Source organism: Comamonas sp. CMM02, from assembly GCF_014851485.1.
GTDB classification, from domain to species: domain Bacteria; phylum Pseudomonadota; class Gammaproteobacteria; order Burkholderiales; family Burkholderiaceae_C; genus Comamonas; species Comamonas avium.
This window is the reverse complement of the sequence record NZ_JACUZW010000001.1, coordinates 207,772-220,186: the sequence shown is the minus strand read 5'-3', so window position 1 is coordinate 220,186 and position 12,415 is coordinate 207,772. Positions and strand designations below refer to the sequence as shown.

Sequence of the window (12,415 nt, the reverse complement as noted above, 5' to 3'; positions counted from 1 at the left end):
GAATACAAATAGGGGTAATCTCCATCAAGGGAGAGCGCTAACAGCTCCTATTCTTGCAGCACACGGAGCTGTTGGTCTGCCGCACCAGACATGCACTCGATTTTCTGCTCTTGCCGTAACGCAAAACAGGCACACATCGCCTCGGTTATACCCACAGCCATGTCCGAACTCTTTCATCCACCACCGTCTAGCACTGCTGCGCGCCTGCGTGGCCTGCTCAAACTCACTCGCTCCACGCCACAGGTGTCTGAATGATTCATGTGCTTCCCCGTGCGCCCAGTGAAATATCGCTAGACATTCTGCACGCCGTAGCCATTGCCACAGGTGCACCCATGGCCTATCTGCAATGGCCTGGCGGGCGCTGCCTGTGGGCCACGGCGACGTACGCCAAATTGCTGAACATGCCCTCCCAAGAATTGGTGGGCAAAGAGCCGCAAAACTACCTCTCTCCCTGCGAATGGAACGACTGGAAATGCGAACTGGAACGTCTGGCGCTTACACACGTGCATGGAGCCAGCCTGCAAACGCAGCTGCCATTTAGCAGCAATCAACGCATCCAAAGCCAGCTGGTGGCACATGCCAATGCAGAGGGTGTCTTCGCCATCGTGGTGACCCCTTTGCAAGACCTGTCACTGGTGGACGCGCGGCAGATGGTGCAGCAAAGCGATACGCGCATGCGTCGCTATGCCCAGGCCACCAGTGAAGCCCTCATTTTCTTTCGCCACGGACTCATTTTTGATGCCAACCCTGCAGCGGTCACGCTCACGGGTTACCCACTGAGCCAGTTGCTGGATCGCCCCGTTTTGCACTTGCTGCCCCATGTGCTGCGCGCCAACGCGCAGGTATTGATTGATCAGGGCACCACCCATGCCCAAGACACGCGCTTGCTGCACCACAGCGGGCAGGAGCTGGATGTGGCGGTATCCGTCACCCTGCTTCCGGAAGATGGCTGTGATTCAGGACATTTCGGGCTGGTAGTGCTGCGCGACATTACAGAGCGCAAGCGGGTAGAGGCCGACCGCCACTTTCTGGCCTACCACGACCCGCTCACCCGCCTGCCCAATCGCAAGGGCTTGATGCTGCAACTGCGCCAGATACTGTGCCACGCAGAACAGTGCCAGCAGCATGTTGCCGTGCTGTATGTGGATTTGTCCCGGTTCAAAGACGTCAACGACTCACTGGGACACGATGCAGGCGACAAACTACTGATAGAAACGGCCCGCCGTTTACGCAGCAAAGTACACCCGGACGATTGCGTGGCACGCCTGGGGGCCGATGAGTTTGTGGTGGTACTGGCCTCCCCACTTACAGCCTGTCAGCCTGACTGCATCTTGCGTGAAATCCGCTTCGTGCTCAACAAGCCCTATGCCTTGCACAACACGATGGCCAACCTGCCTGCGTGCATCGGCATCAGCCTCTACCCGGAAGATGGCAACTGCGCCGAGGAGTTGATGCTCAATGCCAGCGCAGCCATGGAAACAGCCAAGAGCCTTGGCCAAGGCAACCACCAGTACTACAGCACCCACATGGAAGTGCGCCCCAGCCGTTTGCTGGCGCAGGATCAGTTATTGCGCGAAGCTGTTGAAAAAGACTACGGCCTGGTCTTGCACTATCAGCCCCTGTGGAACCTGGCAACCAACCGACTCGAAGGTTTTGAGGCGCTGGTGCGCTGGCAACACCCAGAGCGGGGTTTGCTGCCCCCCAGCGAGTTCATCAGTTTTGCAGAAGCGCGGGGATTGATCTCCATCATCGATCGCTGGGTCATGCGGGCTGCCTGCAAGCAATTGCGCGCCTGGTGCGATGCGGGCCTGCCGTCTGTTGTAGTTTCCGTCAACATGTCTGCGATTGAATTCAATCAAAGCAATTTGGTGACCGAGGTGCAGCACGTGCTGTCTGACACGGGCATTGACCCCCAGTGGCTGGAAATTGAGCTGACAGAAACCACTCTCATGAAGCAGTCAGAGCATGTCCTTGCCACCCTGAACGCCTTGCAAAAACTGGGCGTTCGACTGTCGATTGATGATTTTGGAACGGGCTACTCATCCCTGGCTTACTTGAAGCGCTATCCGCTGGACAAAATCAAAATTGACCGCTCGTTCGTCAAAGACACGCCGGAAGATGCAGACGATGTCAGTCTGATCAAAGCCATCATCCAGATGGCGCACAGTCTGAGTCTGCGCGTCGTGGGTGAAGGCGTAGAAACCAAGGCGCAATGGGATTTGCTCAAGGCCATGGGGTGCGATCTGATTCAAGGGTACTACCTGTCTCGCCCCATGACCGCTGAAGACGCTCTGCGCTGGCAGCAACACCGTTGTCAAATGATTGCGCCACAATGAGGGATGCACTACACCCCATCGCCAGCCACTTCTTCTAGTACTGCCGCTACGGCGGTCTTCACGCATGCCAGAGATGCCATCCAGCATCTGCAGACGCTGTATCAGCAGCAGATTCAACATCTGCGCAGCGCCATGCAAGCCTATGTTGAAGGCCAGGACTTTCCTCGCGTCGTGCGCGCGTGGTACCCCATGCTGCGCATCCAGGCACACAGCGTGCGCAGGCCTGACACAGGGCTGGCATATGGTTTCCTTGACCACCCCGGGGTGTACGAAACCACGGTCACGCGCCCCGATCTCTTTGCCAATTACCTGCACACACAACTGGATTTGCTAGAGCGCAACCATGCCGTGCAATTTGAAGTGGGCCTGAGCACACAGCCCATTCCGATTCATTTCTCTTTTGCTGACAACGACCACGTCGAGGGCAGTCTCAGCGCCCAGCGCCGGCAAATGATGCGCGAGGTATTTGATCTGCCAGACCTGGCAGCCATGGACGATGGCATTGCCAACGGCACCTGGCAGCCACAGCCCGGCGGTGCGCTTCCCCTGTCGCTGTTTACGGCTCCACGTATTGACTACTCTTTGCATCGCCTGCGCCACTACACCGGCACAGCCCCTGAGTGGTTCCAAAACTATGTGCTGTTTACCAACTACCAGTTTTACATTGATGAATTCATTCGCCTGGGGCATGCCGAGATGGCCAAGCCCGACAGTGAATACATTGCATTCATCGAGCCGGGCAATGTCGTCACACGCCGTACCGGCTTAGCCGCAGAAGATGTAGATGCACTGGGCAATACCCCGCCGCGCTTGCCCCAGATGCCGGCCTACCACCTCGTGCGTGCCGACCGTGGGGGCATCACCATGGTGAACATTGGTGTTGGCCCGGCCAATGCCAAAACCATTACCGACCACATTGCCGTACTGCGCCCCCATGCCTGGATGATGCTGGGTCACTGCGCCGGTTTGCGCAACAGCCAAAGGCTGGGCGACTATGTGCTCGCCCATGCCTATGTACGGGAAGACCATGTCCTGGATGAGGAACTTCCTCTGTGGGTACCAATCCCTGCGCTGGCCGAAATTCAACAGGCGCTGCAACAAGCTGTGGCAGATGTAGCGCAAGTCTCAGACGACGACCTCAAGCGCATCATGCGCACTGGCACTGTGGCCAGCACCGACAACCGCAACTGGGAGCTGCTACCCGACAACCTGCCACAGCGGCGCTTTAGCCAAAGCCGTGCCGTTGCCTTGGATATGGAGAGTGCGACCATCGCTGCAAACGGGTTTCGCTTTCGTGTGCCTTACGGCACACTTCTGTGCGTGAGCGATAAACCATTGCACGGAGAGATCAAACTGCCTGGCATGGCCAATCACTTTTACCGTGAACGCGTTGATCAGCATCTGCGCATCGGCATGCGTGCCGTTGAGCTTTTGCGAGAGGGTGGTGCACAGCGTCTGCACAGTCGCAAGCTGCGCAGTTTCTCCGAAGTAGCTTTTCAGTAATTTCTCCATCCTGCCGGCACCCACCCATCATGCAGCTTGACTTCGCCTCCATGGCCATTTTGATAGCCATCAATTTGGCCGTTATTGGCGTGGCGCTGCCGCTTGCAATGGGGACCCCGATCAGCCGTGCTGCGCAGCACATGCAGGGCTACTTCCTGCTTCAGGCACTGGGCTGGGCACTTATCCTGGCTGCCAGCCGCATTCGTGGCACCACATGGGACCCCATCTTCAGTGTTGCAGCGACATGCGCAGCCTCTGCAGCGCAGTGGTTGATGGCCCAAACACTGCAAAGCTGGCTGGGCCATCAACCGCTGAGCCGGGTGGTACTCGGCTTGTGTGTCCTGGGGCCTCTGGGTTTCATCTTTTTCATAGACAGCACGGCACAGCGCATGGCCTGGTACAGCCTGTGCCACGGCCTGTCCATTGCATGCCTGGGGTGGATGTGCCTGCAACCACAACGCCCTGCAGCCCCTTACTGGCGCTTCCTTATGGCAGGTTGTGCCTTGGTCATGAGCTGCAGCCTGTTCACGCGCGCCTATTTAGCAACTTACACGCAATGGCTCAATGCCTTTACACAGGATGGTGTTGCCAACCATGTGTTTGCCGTGATTGCACAGGTCTGTGGCAGTCTGGTGCTGGTGTGCATGCTGGTGGCCTGGCGTGACGAAACCAACCAGAAGCTGCGTGAGCTGGCAATGAACGACCAGCTCACAGGGCTGGCAAACCGCCACGCCTTGCTCCAGGCCGCGCCACTGATGCAGGCCCTGGCCAAACGCCAGCAGTTGCCTTTGGCCGTATTGCTTCTTGATATTGACCACTTCAAAGACGTCAATGACCAGCACGGCCACAGCGTCGGCGATCAAGCACTTCAGCTTTTGGCAAGGGCGCTGAAGTCCGAAGTGCGCTCCGACGAAATGGCTGCACGCTGGGGAGGGGAAGAGTTTTGCCTGCTGCTCTACGCCCATCCGGCCGCAGTGGATGCTTTTTATCAGCGCCTGTGCGTAATGGTGCAGCAGCAATCACTGCAAGAGCTGGGCTTCGCTCTGCATCTCAGTGGCGGCTGTGCGCTGCAGTCGCTGCAGCAGCCACAAAGCCTGCCACAGTTGCTGCAGCATGCCGATACCGCGCTGTACGAGGCAAAGAGCAATGGCCGTGGCCGGCTGGTGTTTGAACGGACCTCCATTGCGCCCGCACTGGCTCCTGCGCGCGCGGCACAGGAGCCATCCCCGGCACCCTAGGCCAGGGCAGATCCTGCCGCGACCAAAGGTGTACGCTGCTGCTCCAAAAGTGCGGCAGCTTCGCGGGCCGCCACACGCCCTTCATCGGTAGGAATCACCCAAACTTCCACCGAACTATCTGGCGCATGGATCGCGTAAGCGTGTTTGCCGGTTGCCTCCTGGTTGCGCTGCGCATCCATGCGTATGCCCAGCCACGACAGCCTTTCACACACGTGTGCACGCAGCTCCACATCGTTTTCACCAATCCCACCGCTGAATGCCAGCACATCCAGCCCCCCCAGACATGCCACCAGTGCACCTGTTTCGCGAATCACACGGTGCGTAAACTGGTTAATGGCGCGTTGTGCGTTCTCGCTGCCATCTGCACGCAGCTTGCGCATGTCAGCGGAAATACCTGAGACCCCCAGCAAACCGCTTTGCTTGTAGAGCAGCTTTTCCATCTGCGCATGCGTCCAGCCTTGCTCCATGAGATACAGCAGCACACCGGCATCGAGAGCGCCGCTGCGTGTGCCCATCATCAAACCATCCAGTGCAGAAAACCCCATGGTGGTGGCCACACTGCTGCCAGCGAGCGCGGCACACAGACTGGCGCCATTGCCCAGATGCGCCATCACAACACGGCCACGTCCGCGCAGGGTCTGCTCTTGCAGCACAGACATGATGTACTGGTAGGACAGCCCATGAAAGCCATAGCGGCGCACACCCTGCGCCTGCAAAGATTGAGGCAGTGCAAACGCAAAATCCACCTCAGGCATGGACGCATGGAACGCTGTATCAAAGCAGGCAATCTGCGGCAAATGCGCAAACGCAGCACGGAACTGCCGAATGCCTTCCAAATTGTGCGGCTGATGCAGTGGCGCCAAGGAGTTAAAGCTGGCCAGCCGCTGCAGCACCTCATCGGTCACCAGCACTGACTGAGTGAAGACTCCGCCACCGTGCACCACCCGGTGAGCAATAGCTTCAATATCTGGGGCCGCTTCAAGGCGATTTACCAAAGCACGCACATTGTGCAAAGCAGCCTCAAAATAAGAGCTGCCTGCACTTACAGCAAGTGGTTCCGAGTGCTTCTTGCCTCTATAGGTCCAATCCATGCATGGTGACCCTTGGGGCTCCAGACCTTGAATATTGCCGGACAGAACAAATGGCTGCACCTGCCCGTCTTGCAGAGGGTGCAAGGAAAACTTCAGTGAGGACGACCCCGCATTCACTGCCAAAATGGCCATTTCCATCTCCTTACCGTAGTTAGCCTTGCTTCCAGGCATTGGCCGCTTTGCGCTGGCGTTGATCATGCGCTGACAGCACGGCCAGCACACACGAGGCGACGCGCGCGCGTGGGCCATCTGCACGGCTGGTGAGCGCAATCGGCACACGTGCACCCAGCACCAGACCAGATCCAGATGCACCGGCAAAATACTCCAGCTGCTTGGCCACCATGTTGCCGCTTTCCAGGTCAGGTACGGCCAAGATGTCGGCCTGCCCGGCTACCCCAGAAGCAATGCCTTTGATGCGCACAGCCTCCATGGAAATGGCATTGTCAAATGCCAGCGGCCCATCCAGCTGTCCCCCTTGAATCTGGCCCCGATCAGCCATCTTGCACAGCGCAGCGGCATCGAGCGTCGATGGGATGCTAGGGGTCACCGTTTCGACAGCAGACAAAATCGCAACCTTGGGGGCCTCGGTGCCCATCACCCGAGCGAAATCGATCGCGTTCTGAATGATGTCTGCCTTTTCCTGCAAGGTCGGACGTATATTGATTGCGGCGTCTGTAATCAGCAAGGGTTTGGCATACAGCGGCACATCAAAACGGAAGACATGCGACAGGCGTCGCCCCGTGCGCAAAGCAGGCTGCGCCAGCACCGCCTTGAGCAGTTCATCTGTATGCAAACTGCCCTTCATCAAAATTTCCACCTCTTGCCGCGCAGCCATGCCAGCGGCAAGCTCGGCTGCAGCGTGGCTGTGCTCTACCGAGATAATTTCTGCGCCTTCCAGGCTGATGCCTGCATCCAGCGCTACCTTGCGAATACGACCTTCTGGACCGATAAGCACCGGATGGATCAAGCCATGGCGTGCCGAATCCATGGCACCACTGAGCGAGCCTTCATCGCAAGGATGTACCACGGCACAGCGCACCGCCTCCAGAGACTGTGCACGAGAGAGCAAATCTTTGAAGCGCGCTTCTGGATCGAACAACTGAATCTGCGGCGCATCAATTTTTGGAACTTTGACCTTTTGCGATGGAGGCATCAGCTTGGCCTCACCCTTGAGTACCACCTCCCCCTTTTGGTTGGTCACCAGGCAGTCCATCTTGACGCGCTTTTTCTCATCGTCCTTTTCAGCCACCGTAGCTAGCACGGTCAAGGTGTCGCCAATACGCACAGGCTTGGTGAACTTCAGCTCTTGCCCCAGGTAAATGGTGCCGGGGCCAGGAAACTGCGTGCCAAACAAGGCGGAAATCAATGCCGCACCCAGCATGCCATGCGCAATCACACCATGAAACATGGTGGCATCGGCATATTCGGCATTCAAGTGCGCGGGATTGATGTCACCAGAAACCGCTGCAAAGGCCTGAATGTCTTCCAACGTTACGGTCCGTAGCAAGCGCGCACTGTGACCAACTTGCAGCTCGTCGTACGTTACGTTTTCCATCCATTCGATGGCAGGTGCCTGGGTATTCATACTGCTCTCCTGATTCCGTCAAACTTGCCAGCCTTGCTAGCGTGTTGTGTGTAAATTGATGATCGAAAGAAAGGGCAATCAATCTACGGCGTGCACACCACCATCGACATAAATGGTTTGCCCCGACATGCCAGAGGCAGCGTCTGAGCACAGGAAGGCACTGAGCTGTGCAATTTCTTCCAACGTCACCAAACGCTGCAGCGGCGCCTTCGCCTGGGCCGTTGCCATCAGACCATCAAAGTCTGCAATACCCGAGGCTGCGCGCGTCAAGATCGGGCCTGGCGAGACCGCATGCACTCGAATATTTCGAGGACCCAACTCCATGGCCATGTAGCGCACCATGGACTCCAGCGCTGCCTTCACGGGGCCCATCAATCCATAGTTGGGCACTGCCTCGCCCGAGCCCAGATAGCTCATCGAGAGCATGCTGCCACCATCGGGCATATGCGGCGCGCACAGTTTGGCCAGTTCCGCAAAAGAATGGCACGACACACTCACCGCCCGTGCAAAACCTTCACGTGAGCTGTCCACCACATCGCCGTGCAGGTCATCCAAAGGAGCCCATGCAATCGAGTGAATGACAAAGTCCAGCTTGCCAAACTTTTGCACCGCATGCTGCACCAAAGCTTCCAGCTCACCGGGCTCCTCAACGTTGCAATTCATGAGTTCTGCACCAATAGGTGCTGTCAATGGCTCCACCCACTTGCGGGCTTTTTCATTCAGACAAGAAACCACAACGTCTGCACCCTGTGCACGTGCCAGCTCGGTGCATCCCCAAGCAATGGATCGCTCATTGGCCACACCCAGTATCAAACCTTTTTTCCCAGCCAAGCTGAACGCTGCTGCTTTACTCATACATCTGCTCCCTCATTGTTTTTTCTGTGCACAGCACCGCCCACGGTGCTGTGAATAAATGACTGATTGGCAACGCACGAATGTGCGTTGAATGGCTGCGGCCAGTGCTTAATCTGCGTAGCGCACCATGACGTATTCGCCCGGGGCATCAGCCAGCACATGCTCAGCTTTAATAGGCTTGGCTTTGACAGGTGTGCCAGAGCGCTGCTTGATCCACTGGTCCATCGCCTCCCACCACGAGCCCTGCACCACAGGCGTCTGTGCGACCCAGTCATCCGGATCCACCCAGCCGTGGCCTTCTTCAACGCTGGCAATCTGATAGCTACGGCGCGGGCGCCCTGGCTCAGAGACAATGCCGGCGTTATGTCCCCCTGCTGCCAAGACGAAGGTGACATGGGTATCGGTCTGCAGGTGAATTTTGTACACCGATTTCCAGGGGGATACGTGATCACGCGTCGTACCCACGACCATCATCGGAGCATCAATATCCATCAGCGCCACCGTCGCACCCGCAAACCGATATTGGCCGGATGCCAGGGCGTTATTGAGGAACATTGATGTCAGGTACTCGTTGTGCATGCGTGCAGGCAAACGGGTTTGGTCAGCGTTCCAGCTCATCAAATCGAAGCTGGCATCGTCTTCGCCCATGAGATAACGGCGTGTATTGCGCGACCACACCAGGTCCTTGGATGCCAGAAACTGGAAAGAGCCGCCCATTTGCTTGCCGGACAAATACCCACGCTCATTCATGCTTTGGCGCAGGTTTGCCAATTGCTCTTCGTCGATGAAAACGCCCAGCTCACCCGGCTCTGAAAAGTCCGTCTGCGCTGCCAGCAGCATGACCGAGCTCAGGCTGGGCATGTCTGCGGGGATCAGCGCCTGTTCTTTGGCAGTCAGCGTTTTCTTGCGCTTGACACGACCCAATGCGGCTGCAGCAATCGCAAGGAAAGTGCCGCCCAGGCAATATCCCATCGTGTGAATGCTGGCTGCGCCTGTGAATTTTTTAACAGCCGCCATGGCTTGCAGCACCCCGGTACTGAGATAGTCCTGCATCTTCAGGTCACGGTCCGAAGCATCTGGATTGCGCCAAGAAACAATGAAAACCGTGTGCCCCTGGCCGACCAAGTACTTAACCATGGAATTGTGCGGAGACAGATCCAAAATGTAGTACTTCATGATGCAAGACGGCACGATCAGTACAGGCTCTGGCAGCACCTTATCGGTACCAGGGCTGTACTGGATCAGCTCGATCAGGTGGTTGCGAAATACCACCTTGCCCGGAGTGCAGGCAACGTCTTTGCCTACCGCATACTCCAGCGGTTCTAAATCCTTGGCTGCAGTTTCTGCCTTGGCTTTTTGCGCGGCTTGCTGGTCCTGCATGTACAGCTGCAGCCCCTTGCGCAGGCTCTCTCCGCCTGTCTCTTTGGCTTTCGCCAGCACTTCCGGATTTGTGGCCGCCCAGTTCGAGGGGGACAACGCATCCATCCACTGGCGCGCAAAAAAATCGATCAATTGCCGGTGGTGACGCGTCATGCCCTCCACCTGCGCGGCTTCATGCCACCAGCTATCACTGGCTTTGAAGCCTTCTTTGAGTGCGTTGTAGGGCCACTGCTGCCAGGCGGCATCTTTGAACCGCGCATCGCTCTCCCCGACCGGCTGCAAACTGGCTTGCGCTGCCTGCTGCGATAACTGCATGGCACGTTGCGCCAGAGTCATTTGCTTGCCGGGCGACGTTGCCAGGTGCATCAGCCAGTCTGCGCTGGCCAAGCCCAATGCCACAGGCGACAAGCCCATGGTGGTTGCACTTAATGCGGCACGGACACGGTCATCAAGCGCCTGAGCAGCTTCTGCCTGCATGTCTGCACCTTGCGTGCATGTCGGGGTATTTTCGGTAGTCACATTCACCTCAAAACGGGGTTACAACTTGTAGCAGCCAACATCATTCTCGGGAAAACCATGCCTTCCATCAAATACGAAGCCTTGCGGCTTGATGCGGATCAAGCCTTCTCATAAAGGAGGGTGTGAAACCTTGACTATCTTCCTCAGCCCCCCTGGCTTGCGTCTCAGGCCAGCACTGCGCTACCTGCTTGAGATACTGCTTGCTGTGTGGCTTCCAGCACCATATGGGCCGCCTTTTCAGCCACCATGATCGTGGGGGCGTTGGTGTTGCCGCTAGTGATGCGCGGGAAGATCGACGCATCCACCACACGCAGGCCCTGCACACCGTGTACGCGCAGCCGGCTGTCCACCACATCCATGGGGCCAGGCCCCATACGGCAAGTCCCTACAGGGTGGTAGATGGTGTCCGCAGTTTGCTTGACCCATTGCGCGATTTGCTCAGGTGTTTGTGCAGCGGCAGAGGCTGCCAGCTCTTTGGCGTTATGCCGCGCCAGCGCTGGTTGCGCCAGGATGCGGCGCACCATCTGCACGCCCTGTACTGTGCGCTGCAGATCAGCGGCATGCCCCAAGAAATTGGGGTCAATATCAGGCAGGGCCAACGGATTGGAGCTGCGCAAGCGCACCTTCCCGCGGCTTTGGGGCTGCAACACACAGACGTGACATGAAAAACCATGCCCCCACACTGTTTTTCGACCATGGTCCAGCAACTTAGCAACGACAAAATGCAACTGCAAATCAGGCTGCGCCAAATCTGGGTGACTGCGCAGGAAAGCACCCGCCTCTGCAAAATTGGTCGTCAACATACCTGTGCGCTTGCGGTGCCACTCCCAGGCACCACGGGCGATATGCATCAGCCCAGGCGCAGACAAGCCAAACGACTGCGTGAGAGCTGGTGCATCTGCAACCAAGACGGCGTCCAGATGGTCGTGCAGATGGCTACCCACACCCGGCAGTTCATGCAGCAAAGGCACACCGGTGTCCCGCAAATGGTCCGCTGGACCGATGCCCGAAACCATCAAGATTTGCGGTGAAAGCAAGGCCCCGGCGCTGAGCAGTACTTCACGGCGCGCATGCACTGTCCGGCGCACACCGCCACGCACATATTCCACACCAGTGGCACGACAGCCTTCATCCGTCTGTGCCAACAAAATTCGCAGCACTTGCGCCCCCGTGCGCACATGCAAATTGCTGCGATGCAGATAGGGCGTGAGATAAGCCTTGGCTGCACTGCAACGCTCTCCGCCCTTTTGTGTCACCTGATAGAGACCAATCCCTTCCTGGCTGTGTCCGTTGAAGTCCGTGTTGTGTACATGCCCAGCCTGAACGCCCGCCTCGATGAAATCCATGCTCAATGGGTTGGGTTGCTGCAAATCAGCCACATTCAAGGGACCACCCTTGGCATGAAAGGCATCTGCTGCGCGCTCATTGTTCTGCGCTTTTAAAAACCAAGGTTTGACATCCTGCCAAGACCACCCGGGGTTACCTTGGGCTGCCCACCAGTCAAAGTCTTGCGGCTGGCCCCGCAGGTAAATCATGGCATTGACCGAGCTGCTCCCCCCCAGCACCTTGCCCCGAGGCTGAAACCCTCTGCGACCATTCAAGCCCGGCTGCGGTACTGTCTGCATGGACCAGTTCAAGCGATGGCTCTTGGCGATACCGGCGATGCCTGCCGGGCATTGCACCAGGCTGATGTCATCAGAGCCTCCAGCCTCCAGTACACAGACCTGGTACTGCCCGCATGCACTCAATCGTCCCGCCAGAACACTGCCTGCAGAGCCTGCACCAACGATGACAAAGTCAAATGTTTCATCCATGCTGACCGCTCCCCATGTAGAAGGCACCTACGTTACGTGACCTGTCAGAGAATTTGGATACCATCTTCCCCGTATACCAATCATGAATTAACCA

General features: G+C 57.5%; 8 protein-coding genes. 3 read left to right on the top strand and 5 right to left on the bottom strand.

The annotated features are described in order from the left end of the window. Positions 1 to 251: 251 nt before the first annotated feature. Genes IB213_RS01010 through IB213_RS01000 form a run of 3 tightly spaced genes read left to right on the top strand, consistent with a single transcriptional unit; the run spans position 252 to position 5,077 of the window. Positions 252 to 2,336, top strand: coding sequence for a bifunctional diguanylate cyclase/phosphodiesterase (locus IB213_RS01010; protein ID WP_192405105.1), 2,085 nt, complete (start codon positions 252 to 254; stop codon positions 2,334 to 2,336). Between the two features lie 3 nt (positions 2,337 to 2,339). Beyond that, the gene (locus IB213_RS01005; protein WP_191722489.1) at positions 2,340 to 3,839 is read left to right on the top strand and encodes an AMP nucleosidase; all 1,500 of its coding nucleotides are present in this window, start codon (positions 2,340 to 2,342) and stop codon (positions 3,837 to 3,839) included. 29 nt (positions 3,840 to 3,868) lie between these two features. Beyond that, positions 3,869 to 5,077, top strand: a complete 1,209-nt coding sequence (locus IB213_RS01000) for a GGDEF domain-containing protein (protein ID WP_192405104.1) — start codon at positions 3,869 to 3,871, stop codon at positions 5,075 to 5,077. Here IB213_RS01000 and IB213_RS00995 read toward each other — a convergent pair. From IB213_RS00995 to IB213_RS00975, 5 genes are all read right to left on the bottom strand, one after another. Further along, on the bottom strand, positions 5,074 to 6,300 hold the full coding sequence (locus tag IB213_RS00995; RefSeq protein ID WP_192405103.1) for an acetate/propionate family kinase: 1,227 nt from the start codon (positions 6,298 to 6,300) through the stop codon (positions 5,074 to 5,076). The two genes, IB213_RS01000 and IB213_RS00995, sit on opposite strands and share 4 nt — an antisense overlap. Before the next feature lie 19 nt (positions 6,301 to 6,319). Next, positions 6,320 to 7,753 (bottom strand): bifunctional enoyl-CoA hydratase/phosphate acetyltransferase, encoded by a 1,434-nt coding sequence (locus IB213_RS00990; protein WP_192405102.1) that lies wholly within the window; start codon positions 7,751 to 7,753, stop codon positions 6,320 to 6,322. A gap of 78 nt (positions 7,754 to 7,831) precedes the next feature. Next, a complete protein-coding gene (fabI, locus tag IB213_RS00985; protein WP_191722485.1) occupies positions 7,832 to 8,608 on the bottom strand; it encodes an enoyl-ACP reductase FabI in 777 nt (258 codons plus the stop codon). A 108-nt stretch (positions 8,609 to 8,716) separates the two neighbouring features. Beyond that, a complete protein-coding gene (locus IB213_RS00980; protein WP_370551129.1) occupies positions 8,717 to 10,507 on the bottom strand; it encodes a PHA/PHB synthase family protein in 1,791 nt (596 codons plus the stop codon). Positions 10,508 to 10,671: 164 nt separating this feature from the next. Continuing rightward, on the bottom strand, positions 10,672 to 12,321 hold the full coding sequence (locus tag IB213_RS00975; RefSeq protein WP_192405101.1) for a GMC family oxidoreductase: 1,650 nt from the start codon (positions 12,319 to 12,321) through the stop codon (positions 10,672 to 10,674). Positions 12,322 to 12,415 lie beyond the last annotated feature (94 nt).